Source organism: Streptomyces sp. NPDC001231 (assembly GCF_042896885.1).
Lineage (GTDB): Bacteria > Actinomycetota > Actinomycetes > Streptomycetales > Streptomycetaceae > Streptomyces.
Genome location: NZ_JBIAXS010000024.1, coordinates 81,278 through 96,423 on the forward strand (window position 1 = coordinate 81,278; position 15,146 = coordinate 96,423).

A 15,146-nucleotide genomic window follows, 5' to 3' on the forward strand; every position below is an offset into this window, starting at 1 on the left:
AGGGGAGGGCTCGGGGCCGAGACGTTCCGGCGCGGAGCGCGGTAGGGGGGTGCCGTGCTCGGTGACCGCAGGTGTGACCGAGCCGTGCCGCGCGACCGGCTGCCGTTCTTCCGGCAGGCCGGACAGCTTTGCCAGCTCACCCGGTGTGTTCGGACAGCCGTTCCGGCGCGCCCCGGGTGATCAACCCCCCTTTCGAACCGGATACACAGCCGGGCCGCCCGAGGGGCGGGCGGTCCGCCGGACGAGAGGGAACACGACTCATGAGCTCCGTTCTGCACTCGCCTTCGTCGGAACAGGATCCGACGCTCGCCGCGGAATACCGGCCCATTTCCTCGCACTTGGCCATCACACCGCCGGTGAGCGTGGTGATTCCCGCCATGAACGAGGCCGAGAATCTGCCCTACGTCTTCAAGACACTTCCGGACTGGATTCACGAAGTAGTCCTCGTGGACGGCAATTCCACCGACGACACCGTCGAAGTGGCCCGGGAACTGTGGCCCAAGGTGAAGGTCGTCGGCCAGCGCGGCAAGGGCAAGGGGGATGCCCTGATCACCGGTTTCGAGGAGTGCACCGGCGACATCATCGTGATGGTCGACGCGGACGGCTCGGCCGACGGCGGCGAGATCGTCTCGTACGTCTCGGCCCTGGTCTCGGGCGCGGACTTCGCCAAGGGCTCCCGGTTCGCCAACGGCGGCGGCACCGACGACATGACCTTCATCCGCAAGCTCGGCAACCGGGCCCTGTGCGCCGTGGTCAACCGCAAGTTCGGCGCCCGCTACACCGACCTGTGCTACGGGTACAACGCGTTCTGGCGGCACTGCCTGGACAAGATCGAGCTGGACTGCACCGGCTTCGAGGTCGAGACGCTGATGAACATCAGAGTGGTCAAGGCCGGACTGAAGGTGCAGGAGATCCCCAGCCACGAGTACCTGCGCATCCACGGCGCCAGCAATCTGCGCGCCGTACGGGACGGGCTGCGGGTGCTGAAGGTGATCCTCAAGGAGCGCTCCAACCGGCGAGAACTGCGCCGCCAGGGCCGCCAGGCCCGCCGGTCACCGATGCTCGACGCGGTACGGGGAGAGGCGTCTTGAGCAGTCTCGGCATCTCCGTCGTGATCTGCGTCTACACCGAGGACCGCTGGGAGGACATCCTCGCGGCGGTCTCCTCGGTGCGGGCGCAGTCCCGGCCGGCCCTGGAGACCCTCCTGGTGGTGGACCACAACGCGGCGCTGCTGGAGAGGCTGGCCAAGGAGTACAAGGAGTACGGGAACGGCGGCGAGGTGCGGGTGCTCGCCAACGCGGGCCCGCGCGGCCTGTCCGCCGGCCGCAACACGGGCATCGCCGCCTCCCGCGGCGAGATCGTCGCCTTCCTCGACGACGACGCCGTGGCCGAGCGGGACTGGCTGCGGCACTTCGCCGAGGGGTACGCGGACCCGCGGGTCATGGCCGTCGGCGGCCGGACGGTCCCGGTCTGGGCGTCGGGCCGCCGGCCGGCCTGGTTCCCGGAGGAGTTCGACTGGGTGGTGGGCTGCACGTACAAGGGGCTGCCGCCCGGCCGGGTCCGGGTGCGCAACGTGCTCGGCGGCAACGCCTCCTTCCGGCGCACGGCGTTCGACGCGGCGGGCGGCTTCGCGACCGGCATCGGCCGCGACGGCGACAAGCGTCCGCTGGGCTGCGAGGAGACGGAGCTGTGCATCCGGCTCACCCGGGCCCGGCCGGACGCGGTCCTCCTGATCGACGACCGGGCGGTCATCCACCACCGGGTGCCCGAGGCGCGCGAGCACTTCCGCTACTTCCGCACCCGGGTCTACGCGGAGGGCCTGTCGAAGGCGCTGGTCGCGCGGAGCGTCGGCGCGCAGAAGGGCCTCGAGTCCGAGCGCCGGTACACCACCCGGGTGCTGCCCGCGGGGGTGGCCCGCGGGCTGCGGGACGCGCTGCTGGCCCGGCCGGGCGGCGCGGGCCGGGCCGGCGCGATCGTCGCCGGGGTGCTGACGGCCGCGGGCGGCTACGCCGTCGGCAGTGCCAGGGCCCGGCGGGGCGGCACGGCGTTCTCGGTGGTCTCGGTGTCATCGGTGTCATCGGTGGCCGGGATCGCGCACGCCCCGCGGGACGGAAGGACCGGGCAGGCCCCGAAGACCGGGGGGACCGGGCAGGACGAGGGGGGACGCACCACATGAACGGCCGTACCAGCGCACCCGTGCCGGTGCTCATGTACCACGCGGTCGCGCCGGAGCCCAACGAGGCCACCCGGGAACTGTCCGTGACGCCCGAGGCGTTCGCGGAGCAGATGGCCGTGCTCAAGGACCGGGGCTTCCAGCCGGTCACCACGGCGCGGCTGGCCGGGCACTGGCGGGGCACGGGCCTGCCGCCGCTGCCCGCGAACCCCGTCCTGATCACCTTCGACGACGGCTACGAGGGCGTGCACCGCTACGCCCTGCCGACGTTGGACCACTACGGCTTCCCCGCCACGCTGTTCGTCTCCACGGGCTGGATCCGCGGCGCCCACGACACCGGCGGGGGCCTGGACACCATGCTCGACTGGGACCAGGTGCGCGAGCTCGCGGCCGGCGGGGTCGAGATCGGCGGGCACAGCCACACCCACCCGCAGCTCGACCAGCTCGACGACGACACCCTGTGGTCGGAACTGATCCGCTGCAAGCAGATCGTCGCCGGTGAACTGGGCACCGTGCCCGCCTCGTTCGCCTACCCCTACGGCTACTCCAGCCGCCGGGTGCGGGCTCTGGTGCGGGCGGCGGGCTTCGCCCAGGCCCTCGCCGTCGGCAACGCCATGGCCCGCCGACGGCAGGGCCCGTACGCGCTGCACCGGCTCACGGTGCGCCGCAGCACGACCACCGAGGAGTTCGAGCGGATCGTCCAGGGCCGCGCGATCACCCGGAACTTCGCCAGGGACCGCGCCCTCACCAAGGGCTACGCCATGGTCCGCAGAGCCCGACAGGTCCGCCGGAAGGCCATCCGTACCCGTGTCTGACACGACCACCACCACCGAGGCATCGGCCACCGGGCCCGAGGCGCCCGAGCAGCCGGGGCGCCGTCTGCGGCTGCCCGGACGGGGCCGGTCCCCCGGCGGCAATCCGCTGTTCCGCAACGCCTACGCACTGATGCTCAACACCGGGATCTCCGCGGTGCTGGGCCTCGGCTACTGGCTGGTCGCGGCCCGCTACTACTCCGACGACGCGGTCGGCCAGGGCTCGGCCGCCATCGCCGCCATGAAGCTCCTCGCCGGGCTGACCGCGGTCACGCTCACCGGGGCCCTGGCCCGCTTCATCCCGATCTCCGGCCGCGCCACCGGACGGCTCATCGCCCGTACGTACGTGGGCAGTTCGCTGATCGTGGCGTGCGCGGCCGGGTTGTTCCTGCTCACCCTCGACGTGTGGGGGCCTTCGTACCGCTTCCTGCACGGGCTCGCCCACGGCCTCGGCTTCGTCGTCGCCGTCATGGCGTGGAACCTGCTCACCCTCCAGGACGGGGTGCTGACCGGGCTGCGCAGCGCGCCCTGGGTCCCGGTGGGCAACACCGTGTTCTCGGCGGTGAAGCTGGCCCTGCTGGTGGGGCTCGCCGTCGCGATCCCGACGACCGGCGTCTTCGTCTCCTGGGTCGCGGCGATCGCCTTCTCCATCGTTCCGCTGGGCTGGCTGGTGTTCCGGCGCCTGGTGCCCCGGCACGTACTCGCGACCGAGGACCACGCCAGGCCGCCGACGGCGAAGGAACTCGGGCGGTTCCTGGCGGGTGACTACACCGGCTCGCTGTTCTCCCTCGCGGTCGTCTACCTGGTGCCGGTGATCATCGCCGCGCAGGTCAGCTCCGCGGACAACGCGTACTTCTACATCACGACCACCATCGGCGGCACGGTCAACCTGCTGGCCATCAACATGGGTGCCTCACTGACCGTCGAGGGGTCGCACGACCCGGCCCGGCTGGCCGCCAACACCCGCGCGGCGCTGAAGCGGATGGCCCGCATCATGCTGCCCATCTGCGGGCTGCTGTTCCTGCTGGCCCCGTACATCCTGCACGTCTTCGGCGAGGGCTACGCGCACGCGGCCACCCCGCTGCTGCGCTGGTTCGCCGTCGGCGCCCTGCTGCGGGTCGTGATGGAGACGTACTTCGCGGTGCTGCGCGCCCAGAGCCGTACTGCCGGACTGGCTTGGCTCCAGGGCCTGTTGTGCGCGCTGGTGCTGGGTCTGACGCTGCTGCTGCTCCCCCGGATGGGGCTGACCGGCGCCGGTGTCGCGGAGATCTCCAGTCTCGCCGTGATCGTCGCGATCGCCGCGCCGAGGCTGTACCGGACCGTCAGGGCCGTGTCCGCCGCCGACGTCCCCGACGACGCCGCACCCGACGGGGACCTCGCCGACCTGGGGGCGCGCGAGGTCCCCGCCGGGACCGCACCGCACCGGCGGCCCGCCTGGGCCGTGGAGTCCGACACCCTCGCCCTGGGCATCCACGTCGACTTCGACCACGTGGAGCGTCGGCCGGACGTACGGCCCGGACCGGGCACCCCGCCCGCCGGCACCGCCGCGATGGACCCCGACCGGCCGCCGGCCGGGCCGCACGGTCCCGAGGCGCTGGGGCTGCCGGTGGAGGAGCTGAAGCCGGTCTCGCCGTCCTCGCCGGGACCGGCCGGGCGGGAGGTGGACGCCCCGTTCGAACCGGAGGACCGAGCCGTCGTACCGGACGGCCCCTACTCCGCCGGAGAGCGAGCCGTCGTACCCGGCGGTCCCAACACCACCGGAGAGCAAGCCGCAGTACCCGGCGGTCCCAACACCACCGGAGAGCGAGCCGCAGTGACGGACGGCCCCTACTCCACCGGAGAGCGAGCCGTCGTACCCGGCGGTCCGTACACCCCCGGCGAGCGGGCCGTCGTACCGGAGGCGGACTTCGCGGCCGGGGCCCGGGTCGTCGTGCCGAAGGTGGGGACCTCGCCGCGGGAGGCCGCGGCGGAGGAGGACCCTCTCGCCCGGAGCGGGCCCGAACCGTCCTGGCGGGAGCGTCTCGCGCCCACCCGGGCCGGCGTCCTGCTCGGTTGTCTGCTGACCGCGGCACTGCTGCTGTACTGGGTGCCCGCGCTGCGCCTGGACGACGCCGACCTGGACCGGATGGGCGGCCTCGGCCTCGTCTCGGTGCTGCCGCTGCCGACCCTGGCCGGCGCCGCGCTGCTGATCGGGGTGTTCGCCGCGCTGCTGTGGCTGCGCCGCGAACACCGAGTGCTGCTGCTGGTCACCCTGGTCGCCACCGTCGTCTCCCTGCACGCGCTGCCCGCGGTGATCGAGAGCGAGCCGCGCTTCGCCACCGCCTGGCAGCACCTCGGCTTCATCGACTTCATCGACCGCACCGGATCGGCCGTGCCGGACCTGGACGCGCGGTGGAGCTGGCCCGGGTTCTTCGCGGTGGCCGCCTTCGTCGCCCGCGCGTGCGGTCTGAGCGACTTCACCGAGGTCATCCGCTGGTGGCCGTTGACCGTCCAACTGCTCTACCTGCCCCCCATGTTCCTGCTGACCCGTTCGCTGCGGGCGAGCTGGCGGGCCAGGTGGACCGGCGTGTGGATCTTCGTGCTCAGCGGCTGGGTGGGCCAGGACTACTTCTCCCCACAGGGCTTCACCTATCTGCTGTACCTGGCCTTCGTGGCGATCCTCCTCGTCTGGTTCCGGGCGCCGCGGATGCTGTGGACCAAGGCCCGGCCGGGCGAGGCGGAGGTGGAGCCGGCCGACCGGCGGCAGCGGGCGGTGCTGCTCCTGGTGGTGATCGGCCTGTTCGCCGCCAGCGTCCCGGCGCACCAGCTCACCCCGTTCGTGATGCTGGGCGTGCTGGCCGTGCTGGTCCTGGTCCGCAGATCCGAACTGCGCGGCCTGCCCGTGCTGTTCGCGGTGCTGGCGGCGTTCTGGCTGGGCTTCATGGCCGAGCCGTACTGGTCCGGGCACTTCGACGAGCTGTTCGGCGGGGTCGGCGGCGTCGGCAGCAACGTCTCGACGTCCGTCTCGGGCCGGATCCAGGGCGGCGACTCGACCCACCAACTCGTGCTGTACGCGCGCGTGCTGCTGGCCGGCTCCGTGATGGCCTTCGCCTGCTGGGGCTGGTGGCGGCGGCGCGAGCACAAGTACCGCGAGCGGTCGCTGCTGGTGCTCACCTTCGTGCCGTTCCTCGGCTTCGGCATGCAGTCCTACGGCGGCGAGATGGCGCTGCGGGTCTTCATGTTCGCCCTGCCCGGGGCCGCCCTGCTCGCCGCGCTCGCGCTCTTCCCGCGCACCGGCGCCACCGTGGGGGAACGGGACAAGGACCGGGTGAGCCTGGCGCCGCTGGCCGCGCTGATGGCGGGCCTGCTGCTCATGGGCGGCTTCCTGGTCGCCCGGTGGGGCAACGAGACCTTCGAGCGGATCCGGCCCGGCGAGGTCGCGGCCATGGACTATGTGTACGCCCACGACAGGCCGACGGTACGGCTGCTGTGGCTGAGCAACGACCCGGCCACCAACGTCACTCCGGCCATGCCGTGGGGAGCGCGGGACATGGAGCGCGTCGACTACGTGCCCACCCTGGCACCGGCCGACCCGGTGCTGGTCTCCGGCCTGGTCAAGTCGCTCAAGGACGCGGGTCCGAACGCGTACCTGATGATCAACCGCAGTCAGGTGACGTATCTGCGGATGGACGTGGGCTACTCGGCCACCTGGGAGTCGCGGCTGGTGCGCCACCTCGACGACCGGCGGGAGCTGAGGAAGGTCCTCGGCAACGACGACGTGACCCTGTACGAGCTGCGCGAGCAGCCCTCCGGTCCCGTGCCCGAGCCGAATCCGGGGCCGATCGGGCCGAGGGTGACGTGGACGCCGTGGTCGGTGGTCGGCGGAGTCGCGGCGCTGGCGCTGACCGTGCTGCTGACGGCGCGGGAGGTCGTCCGGGTCGCGATGCGGCCCAGTGTGCGCCGGCTGCGGTGGCTCCAGGGCAGCTTCTGGTTCTCGCTGCCGCTGCTGGCGGTGCTGTTCGCCTCGCTGGTGCAGCGGTTCCTGACCATGGGAGGCGGCTGAGCGGACGGCGGGTGGAGCGGCTCCGGCGGGTTACCGCTGGAGCCACTTCACCTCGTACGCCTTCATGTCGAAGCGCCTGCCGTCGATCCGCGCGCTGATCGTGCGGTTCAGGGTGTTGACCACCAGGACCGTCCGGTCGTCGGCCAGCACGCGCACGTTGGGCACGTCGTCCGGGGCGACGGACACCGTCCGGTACCCGGTCCCCGGCGGGAACGCCCGGTTGAACCGGGAGACCAGGTCGTACATGGGAAGCGCCCGGCCGCCGCCGGAGGAGTCGGTCGGGGTCCACAGGCAGCCGGGGCAGTCGCCCGTGCGGTTCTCCGGGTTCCAGTAGAAGCCGGTGGAGGCGCCGCCCTTGGCCATGGCGATCAGGCCGGCGGCCTGGACGGCGACGCGGTGCTGTTCGGACCAGTCCTTGCGGTCGTCGTTGCGGTCGGCGGGCTCGACGTAGTACTCGGCCCACCACAGCGGCAGGCCGCCCGTCTGCGACCGCACCCACCGGCCGACGTCCGTCAGCTTGTCGGTGGCGCGGAACTCGTCGGGCAATAGGTCGTCGTCCTTGGTGTAGCTGGAGCCGTCCACGACGACGAAGTCGGCGCCCGCCTTGTGCTGGTTCCAGTAGGCGAAGGCGTCCAGGACCCGCTGGTCCAAGGCTCCCCAGGGGCCGCGCAGGACGGTGGAGGCGTCCAGCTTCTGCCGCGGGTCGACGCTGTCCATGACCAGGTACGGTCCCCCCACCATGATCTTGGGGTCGACCTGCTTGAGCGCCTTGTGAACCAGGTTGTAGAGCTCGGTGTAGCCCTCGTAGTCCCAGCGGCCCTCGGCGTTGTTCCAGAAGCCCTTGAACTCGTTCCAGACGATGAAGTGGCGCACGTCCGGATAGCGTTCGGCGACGGTCGCGGCGAGTGCGGCGTAGTCCTTGTAGTGGTCGCGGGTCGGCGCGGTCTCCAGGGCGTCCTGGCTCCAGTCAGTGTTGTCCACGCCGGCCCGGCCGCCCTTCATCCAGTCGGGCGCACAACACAGCGTGATCACCGGAGTGCCGCCCGAGGCACGGACGAAGTCGATCCGCCGGTCCAGCGCCTCGAAGTCGTAACGCCCCTTGACCGGCTCGGGGTTGTCTGCGCCCCAGCCCATGATCGCCTGGTTCTGCGGCAGGCCGCCGTCCTTCGACAGCAGCGCCTCGGCCCGGCCGGTCGCGGCCGCGCTGCCCTCGTCGGCGCTGAACTGGGTGTGGGTGAAGCCCCAGCCGACGTCCGGCTCGTCCGCGTTCCGCGGAGTCGCCGGTGTCCCGTGCACCTTGCCGCCGTCGCGTGTGGTGCCCTCGGTGCTCGCGCCGCCGGGCAGCGTGCTGAGCAGGGCCACGAGCAGGGCCACCGCCGTCACTCCCACGCCGAGCAGCGCGGTGAGCCGCCACCGCCCCGCCTCCGGATTCCCCCCATGACGTCTCATCAAGGACAACAGTAAGGGCGGAAATCATCCGCGGGACAGGGTTCCGGCAGGCTCGGCCCGCGACGGGCTCCGTCCGGGCGCCGGCACGGGACGCGCGGGGGAAACCGGGTGCGCGCGGCGCCCGCGTGACAGATCATGGCGGCATGCCCGCGAACCCGCACGACGCTCTGCCGATCCGGCTCACCGTCGACGACTCCGACTCGCCGTCCGACGTCGTCGACGCGCTGTTCCTCGGCCGCTTCGCGACGGGCGAGCAGCCGTACTCGCACGCGGCGAACATCGACCGCGTGCGCCCCGGCGCCACCCTGCTGCCCAAGGACGCCCGGGTGCTGCGCGCGGCCCGCGACGACGACCGCAGCGCGACCCTCGCCGAGGGCGAGGGCTGGACGCTGCTGATCTCCCGGTGGAACCGGGGAGCCGACGTCACGGTCACCGCGACCAGCGCCGAGCTGGCCGCGAAGGTGCTGGAGCAGGCGACGGACGGCGCCGCGGACGAGCCGGAGCCGCAGCCGGAGAACGTGACGATGGGCTTCTGGTACGTCTCGCCCCGCCGCGGCCCGCACCGCACCACCCGGCAGATCTCGGCGGGCACCTGGGACGAGCTCCGGCCGAACTACACCGCCCCGGTCGCGGACGCCATGGACCGGCTGATGAAGACGACCCCCGAGGACATCGCGGGCCGGCTGCTCCTGCTGCACGGCCCGCCGGGCACGGGCAAGACCTCGGCGCTGCGGACCCTGGCCCGGTCCTGGCGCGACTGGTGCCAGGTGGACTGCGTGCTGGACCCGGAGCGGCTGTTCAGCGACGTCGGCTACCTCATGGACATCGCCATCGGCGAGGAGGACACGGCGGGCAAGGGGCGCTGGCGGCTGCTCCTGCTGGAGGACTGCGACGAGCTGATCCGCGGCGAGGCCAAGCACACCGCGGGCCAGGCGCTGTCGCGGCTGCTGAACCTCACCGACGGACTGCTCGGCCAGGGGCGCAACGTGCTGGTCGGGGTGACGACCAACGAGGACCTCGAGCGCCTGCACCCGGCCGTGGTGCGTCCGGGCCGGTGCCTGGCCCGCATCGAGGTGGGCCGGCTGACCCGCCGGGAGGCGGTGAACTGGCTGGGCACCGAGGAAGGGGTGGGCCGCGACGGGGCGACCCTCGCCGAGCTGTACGCGCTGCGGCGGGGCACGTCGCCGACGGCGCTGCCGGAGCCGCGCGAGGGGGCCGACGCGGGTCTGTACCTGTGACGGGCCCCCGTGCGGGCACCGGTGCTTTGATGGGCGTATGACCCTGTTCGTCGGGACGTCGGGCTGGCAGTACAAGGACTGGCGGGGCGTGCTGTACCCGCAGGGGTGCCCCACACGGCTGTGGCTGGAGGAGTACGCCGCGGCCTTCGCCACCCTGGAGGTCAACAACGCCTTCTACCGGCTGCCCGCCCGGGAGACCTTCGAGGCCTGGCGGGAGCGGGTCCCGGCGGACTTCGTGGTCGCGGTGAAGGCGAGCCGGTACCTCACCCACATCAAGCGGCTGAAGGACCCCGGGGAGCCGGTGCACCGCCTGATGGCGCACGCGGCGGGCCTCGGCGACCGGCTGGGCCCGGTGCTGCTCCAGCTCCCGCCGACCCTGCGCGCGGATCCGGGACTGCTGGACGCCTGCCTGGCGTGCTTCCCGTCCGGCACCCGGGTCGCGGTCGAGCCGCGCCACGAGTCGTGGTGGACTCCGGAGGTGCGCGAGGTCCTCCGGGCCCGGGGCGCCGCCCTGTGCTGGGCCGACGCCTACGCCCGCCCGGTCACGCCGCTGTGGCGGACGGCCGGCTGGGGGTACGTCCGCTTCCACGTGGGCCGCGCCCGGGCCTGGCCGCACTACGGCCGGCGGTCGCTGGAGACCTGGGTCGACCGGATCGCCACGACCTGGCCGGACACGCGGGACGTGTACGCCTACTTCAACAACGACCCGACGGGGGCGGCGGTCCAGGACGCGGTGGTGTTCGCACGGGCGGCCAGGAGCGCGGGCCTGACGGTGACCCGCACTCCCGCGCTCACGGGTGACCGGCAGAAGGTCCCGCCGAGCCGGTGACTTCGCGGGGCCGCCGCTCCCCTACCGCTCCCCGTAGACCGCCCGCAGGGCGTCCCGCACGGCGGTGAGCGCGTCGTCCTCGGTGAGCCCGAGCCGTCGCACCCGCTCGGCGTACGCCTGGGCGGCGGCCGCGGTCTCCCGCGCCGCCGCCGAGTCCGCGGCGGCGACGAACGTGCCGTTGCGCCCACGCGTCTCGATCACGCCGTCCGCCTCCAGTGCCCGGTAGGCCTTGGCGACCGTGTTCGCCGCGAGCCCGAGCGACTCGGCCAGCCCGCGCACCGTGGGCAGCCGGTACCCCACCGGCAGCACCCCCGACCGCGCCTGCTCGGAGATCTGCGCCCGCACCTGCTCGTAGGGAGGTGCGCCGTCCTCGATGTGGATCTTCAAGGTCACGGGGTGATTGTCCCGCACCCGCACGCGTACGGCCCAGCGGAAAATGGGAGGCACCCCGCCCGGTCTCCGCCGTAGCGTGCCCCTCCATGACCGTGATCATCCGTGACCTCCGCCCCGACGCGCCGGCCGACCTCGAGGGCTTCGCCCGCGTCCGGCACCTCGCGCTGCCGTTCATACTGTTCACCCCCGGCTCACTCGTCCACGACCTCACCCACCTGCACCCCGACGCCCACTACCGGCCGCTGGTCGCCGTGGCGGACGGCGAGGTGATCGGCACCGCGCAGGTGCACCTGTCCCACGAGAGCACCGAGCCCGGCCAGGGCAACATCAACGTGTACGTGCATCCCGAGCACACCCGCCGCGGCGCCGGCACGCTCCTCGTACGGGCCGCCGAGGAACATCTGGCCGCGCACGGGGCGACCAGGCTGCACTCCTGGGTCCTGGACGAGCCGGGCAACCGCGCCTTCGCCGAGCGGCACGGCTACCGCGCGAGCCGGAGCGCTCATTTCCTTCGCCTGGACCTGGCGGGCGGCACCCTGCCGCCGCGGCAGGACCCGCCGCCGGGCGTGGAACTGCGCCGGGGCACGGACTTCGCCGACGACCCGCGCCCCCTGTTCGAGCTGGACGCGGAGACCACGGCGGACGAACCCGGCGACGTGGACCACGAGTTCACCGACTACGCGGCCTGGCTGGCGGAGTCCTGGCGGCACCCGCTGCTCAGCCTCGAACTGACGTCGGTGGCGGTGGTCGACGGCCGTCCCGCCGCCTTCACCGCGGCCCGTACGGACGGCCGCACCCGCTACTCCACCGCCATGACGGGCACCGCCCGCGCCTTCCGCGGCCGGGGCCTGGCCAAGCTCGCCAAGAACGACTCGCTGCACCGCGCCCGGGCCGCCGGGTACACGGAGGCGTTCACGGGCAACGACACCGGCAACGCGCCGATGATCGCGATCAACGAGTGGTTCGGGTACGCGGTCTGTGGGACGGAGGTGCGCCATGTCCGCGAACTCGGCTGAGGCCGGCGGCCGGCCGCCGGCGCCGACGGAGGTGGACGTCGTCCTCGTCAAGGGCGGCCGCACCAAGATCCGCTACCGGGGCGTGCTCGTGTCCGACGACGGCACCCGCCTCACCGTCCGGGCCGCGTGGGCGGGCGAGGGGGCCCGCGACTTCGGCTTCGTACGTTTCGAGCCGGGCGACGTCTTCACCGAGCACTACTGGCGGGACCGCTGGTACTCGGTGAAGGAGGTCCGCGACGCCGGCGGCGCGCTGAAGGGCTGGTACTGCGACATCACCCGCCCCGCCACCCGCTCCGGCACGGACCTCGTCGTCGAGGACCTCGACCTGGACCTGTGGCGCTCCGCCGACGGCACGGACGTACGGCGCCTGGACGAGGACGAGTTCGCGGCGAGCGGCCTGGCACGCACCGACCCCGGGGCAGCGGCCGCCGCCCTGGCCGCCCTCGACGAACTGGAGGGACTGGCCCGCGAGGGCGGCTTCCGGGCGCTGCTGTCCTGATTCCCGGCCCGGCTCGCGCGCTCAGTTCGAGGCCACCACCGCGTACCGCTCGTCGTCCACCTCCCGGCCCCACAGCCGCGCGTCCTCCGACAGTGACTCCAGGTGGATGTGGGAGACGAGTGGCCGCAGAAGCATGGTCAGCCGGTCCGGGGGTATGCCGACGGGGGTGAGCGTGCCCCAGACACCCTCGACCAGGACCAGCCGTCCGTCCGGCCGCAGCAGCCCCTGCCAGTGCCGCAGCGCGCGGGCGGGGTCGGGCAGTGTCCACAGGACGTGCCGGACCAGGACGGCGTCGAAGCGCTGCCCGCCCACCGGCGGGTTCGCCGCGTCACCGGCCAGGAACACCGCGTCGTGGCCGGCGAGCTTCGCCCGGGCCCGCTCCACCATCGCCGGGGACAGGTCGACGCCGGTCACCCGGTGCCCCTGCTCGGCCGCGAGGAGCGACAGGCTGCCGGTGCCGCAGCCGAGGTCGAGGATCTCGGCGGGGCGCCCGGGCAGCCAGCCGCGCAGCCGTTCGGCCCAGGCGGCGCGCACCCCCGGGTCGCGCAGCCCGTGATCCGGCTCCTCGTCGAAGACGGCGGCCTGGGCGTCCCAGTCCACCCCGGCCCCGCCCGCCCCGTCACCGTCGGTCGTCGTATGCGCACTCATGCACCCCAGAGTGACACCGGCCACTGACAAACCGAATCGTGACAGCCGCCACAGACAGACCCGCACCGATAAGCGACTCTCGCCCGAAAGGTCCTACCTCCGTACGAAGACGGACCCGGTAGGCCTCGAAGGAGGCAGCCATGCGCCGAGTGACAGTGCAGAAGCCCCTGAGGAAGACGGACACCCGCCGCGTCCGCGAGGAAGCCGACGAGCGTCCCGCCGGGCGGCCCGAGGTCCGCAAGGACATCGCGCGCACGTGGTGGCCGGACACATGACCGGCGGCCGGGCCATGAGACGTCAGACCAGCCGCTTGCGGTAGTGGACGCGGTCGTAGGGCCCGTCCACACGGCGCTCGACGACCTCGTAGCCGAACCGCGGATAGATCCGCTGGTTCTCCCACATCAGCGCGTTCGTGTAGAGCCTGACCTCGGGCAGGCCCAGCGCACGCGCGCGCGTGTCCACGAACTCCAGCAGCCGCCGTCCCACCCCCGTGCCGTGCGCGTCGGGGTGGACGGCGATGCTGTCGAGGAAGAGATGGTCCGCGCGCGCCTCGATCACGACGAGCCCCGTCACCCGGCCTCCTTCGGGCTCCCGGACGACGAACACCTTCCCCGCCGTCACGTTCGCCGCGTGGTCCGCCTCCATGGGCGCCGGGACGACTCCGATGCGCTCGATGTAGGGGCGGTAGGCCGCGTCGGTCACCGCCTTCACGGCCGGTACGTCGGCGGCGGACGCCGCCCTGATCCCCTCGTCCGCCATGCCCTGCGTGCCCACCGCTCAGCCCCTGCCCCATCGCCACCTGAGCGCAGCCTCAGCGCTCCCTTAACGCGAGCATAAGGATCTCCCCGCACCGCCTCCAACCGGCGTTTTCGCGGTGCGTTGCGGCTAGCTTCTGATCACCCCCACGGGATCCGTCCCGCCCACGGGATCCGCCCCGCCGTGTCAGAACGACCGCCCCGAGGAGTCCCCCGATGCCCGCACGCCGCACGGCCGCCGCTTCCGCCGTCCTCGGCCTGGCCCCGCTGGCCCTGACCGCGCTCGCCGCGGCGCCCGCGGCCGCGCACGGCTCCATGGGGGACCCGGTCAGCCGGGTGGCCCAGTGCTACGCCGAGGGGCCGGAGAGCCCGAAGTCGGCGGCCTGCAAGGCGGCCGTCGCAGTCGGCGGCACCCAGGCGCTGTACGACTGGAACGGCATCCGGATAGGCGACGCGGACGGCCGCCACCGTGAGCTGATCCCGGACGGCAGGCTGTGCAGCGCCGGCAACGAGGAGTTCAGGGGCCTGGACCTGCCCCGCTCGGACTGGCCCGCGACGGGCGTGCACAGCGGCACGTACCCCTTCAGGTACCGCGTGACCGCCCCGCACAAGGGCACTTTCACGGTCTACCTCACCAAGCCCGGCTACGACCCGGCCAAGTCGCCGGCCTGGGACGACCTCGATCTGGCGCATCCGGTGGCGACGGCCACCGACCCGGTCGCCGCGGACGGCTTCTACACCTTCTCCGGCACGCTGCCCGAACGCTCGGGCAGGCACCTGCTGTACGCGGTGTGGCAGCGCTCGGACAGCCCGGAGGCGTTCTACTCCTGCTCGGACGTCACCTTCGGCGGCGGGAGCGGCGGCGCGTCCGGCGGCTCCGCCCCGGCCCCGGCCGCCTCGGCGCCGACCGAGCGGCAGATCGAGGACGGTGCCGGCAGGTCGTCGGTCGAACACCACGGCCACGGGGACGACGACGCCCGGACCACGACGGACCCGGTGGCGCCCGCGTCGGCGGAGCCGGCCGCGAGCCCGGCGTCGGACCCGGCGTCGGAGCCGGCCGTGCGGTCGGCCGGGGACACGGCCGCGGCGGACCGCGCCGCACAGGCCGCCGCCGACCAGCCGAACCGGCCTCGGGCCGCCGGCAGCCCGGTGAACCTGGCCGAGACCGGCGGCGACAGCCGCACGGCGTACCTCGCGGTCGGCGGCGCGGCCGCCCTGGCGCTCGGCTCGGCGGCCCTGTTCGCCTCGGTCCGCCGTCGCGCCGCGGCCGGCGGCGGGCGAGGCCGCTGACG

Annotated in this window: 14 protein-coding genes; 10 read left to right on the forward strand and 4 right to left on the reverse strand. The window is 73.2% G+C overall.

Features of this window, described 5'->3' with window-relative positions; genetic code table 11:
• Positions 1 to 260: 260 nt before the first annotated feature.
• The 4 genes from ACFY3J_RS26910 to ACFY3J_RS26925 are packed head-to-tail and all read left to right on the forward strand — an operon-like array spanning position 261 to position 7,027.
• Positions 261 to 1,091: a glycosyltransferase family 2 protein gene (locus tag ACFY3J_RS26910; protein ID WP_384175193.1), complete on the forward strand. Its 831-nt coding sequence runs from the start codon at positions 261 to 263 to the stop codon at positions 1,089 to 1,091.
• Positions 1,088 to 2,176 (forward strand): glycosyltransferase, encoded by a 1,089-nt coding sequence (locus ACFY3J_RS26915; RefSeq protein ID WP_390841903.1) that lies wholly within the window; start codon positions 1,088 to 1,090, stop codon positions 2,174 to 2,176. Before ACFY3J_RS26910 ends, ACFY3J_RS26915 begins: the two co-directional genes overlap by 4 nt.
• The gene (locus tag ACFY3J_RS26920; protein WP_384175189.1) at positions 2,173 to 2,988 is read left to right on the forward strand and encodes a polysaccharide deacetylase family protein; all 816 of its coding nucleotides are present in this window, start codon (positions 2,173 to 2,175) and stop codon (positions 2,986 to 2,988) included. The genes ACFY3J_RS26915 and ACFY3J_RS26920 overlap by 4 nt, the downstream gene beginning before the upstream one ends.
• A complete protein-coding gene (locus ACFY3J_RS26925) occupies positions 2,981 to 7,027 on the forward strand; it encodes a lipopolysaccharide biosynthesis protein (RefSeq protein ID WP_384175187.1) in 4,047 nt (1,348 codons plus the stop codon). The genes ACFY3J_RS26920 and ACFY3J_RS26925 overlap by 8 nt, the downstream gene beginning before the upstream one ends.
• Before the next feature lie 30 nt (positions 7,028 to 7,057).
• On the opposite strand, the gene ACFY3J_RS26930 is transcribed toward ACFY3J_RS26925, so the two are convergent.
• The gene (locus tag ACFY3J_RS26930; RefSeq protein WP_390841905.1) at positions 7,058 to 8,476 is read right to left on the reverse strand and encodes a xylan 1,4-beta-xylosidase; all 1,419 of its coding nucleotides are present in this window, start codon (positions 8,474 to 8,476) and stop codon (positions 7,058 to 7,060) included.
• 143 nt (positions 8,477 to 8,619) lie between these two features.
• Between ACFY3J_RS26930 and ACFY3J_RS26935 the strand changes: the two genes are divergently transcribed.
• Both ACFY3J_RS26935 and ACFY3J_RS26940 read left to right on the forward strand, forming a co-directional pair.
• The gene (locus tag ACFY3J_RS26935; RefSeq protein ID WP_384175183.1) at positions 8,620 to 9,714 is read left to right on the forward strand and encodes a DUF5925 domain-containing protein; all 1,095 of its coding nucleotides are present in this window, start codon (positions 8,620 to 8,622) and stop codon (positions 9,712 to 9,714) included.
• 37 nt (positions 9,715 to 9,751) lie between these two features.
• Positions 9,752 to 10,543, forward strand: coding sequence for a DUF72 domain-containing protein (locus ACFY3J_RS26940; RefSeq protein ID WP_390841906.1), 792 nt, complete (start codon positions 9,752 to 9,754; stop codon positions 10,541 to 10,543).
• 21 nt (positions 10,544 to 10,564) lie between these two features.
• On the opposite strand, the gene ACFY3J_RS26945 is transcribed toward ACFY3J_RS26940, so the two are convergent.
• Entirely contained in the window at positions 10,565 to 10,936 is a 372-nt protein-coding gene (locus ACFY3J_RS26945; protein WP_384175179.1) for a GntR family transcriptional regulator, read from the reverse strand.
• Between the two features lie 86 nt (positions 10,937 to 11,022).
• Between ACFY3J_RS26945 and ACFY3J_RS26950 the strand changes: the two genes are divergently transcribed.
• Positions 11,023 to 11,952 (forward strand): GNAT family N-acetyltransferase, encoded by a 930-nt coding sequence (locus ACFY3J_RS26950; RefSeq protein WP_384175176.1) that lies wholly within the window; start codon positions 11,023 to 11,025, stop codon positions 11,950 to 11,952.
• A complete protein-coding gene (locus ACFY3J_RS26955; protein WP_390841907.1) occupies positions 11,933 to 12,451 on the forward strand; it encodes a DUF402 domain-containing protein in 519 nt (172 codons plus the stop codon). The genes ACFY3J_RS26950 and ACFY3J_RS26955 overlap by 20 nt, the downstream gene beginning before the upstream one ends.
• A 21-nt stretch (positions 12,452 to 12,472) precedes the next feature.
• Here ACFY3J_RS26955 and ACFY3J_RS26960 read toward each other — a convergent pair whose 3' ends face one another.
• Complete coding sequence (locus tag ACFY3J_RS26960; RefSeq protein ID WP_390841908.1) at positions 12,473 to 13,099, reverse strand: class I SAM-dependent methyltransferase; 627 nt, start codon at positions 13,097 to 13,099, stop codon at positions 12,473 to 12,475.
• 140 nt (positions 13,100 to 13,239) lie between these two features.
• On the opposite strand from ACFY3J_RS26960, the gene ACFY3J_RS26965 reads away from it, so the two are divergent.
• Positions 13,240 to 13,374 carry a hypothetical protein gene (locus tag ACFY3J_RS26965; protein ID WP_361416568.1) on the forward strand — a complete coding sequence of 45 codons (135 nt, stop codon included), beginning with the start codon at positions 13,240 to 13,242 and terminating at the stop codon, positions 13,372 to 13,374.
• A gap of 22 nt (positions 13,375 to 13,396) precedes the next feature.
• Here the strand turns inward: ACFY3J_RS26965 and ACFY3J_RS26970 are convergent, their stop codons facing one another.
• The gene (locus ACFY3J_RS26970; protein WP_384175731.1) at positions 13,397 to 13,858 is read right to left on the reverse strand and encodes a GNAT family N-acetyltransferase; all 462 of its coding nucleotides are present in this window, start codon (positions 13,856 to 13,858) and stop codon (positions 13,397 to 13,399) included.
• Between the two features lie 212 nt (positions 13,859 to 14,070).
• Between ACFY3J_RS26970 and ACFY3J_RS26975 the strand changes: the two genes are divergently transcribed.
• The gene (locus tag ACFY3J_RS26975) at positions 14,071 to 15,144 is read left to right on the forward strand and encodes a lytic polysaccharide monooxygenase (protein WP_390841909.1); all 1,074 of its coding nucleotides are present in this window, start codon (positions 14,071 to 14,073) and stop codon (positions 15,142 to 15,144) included.
• The last annotated feature ends 2 nt before the right edge of the window (positions 15,145 to 15,146 follow it).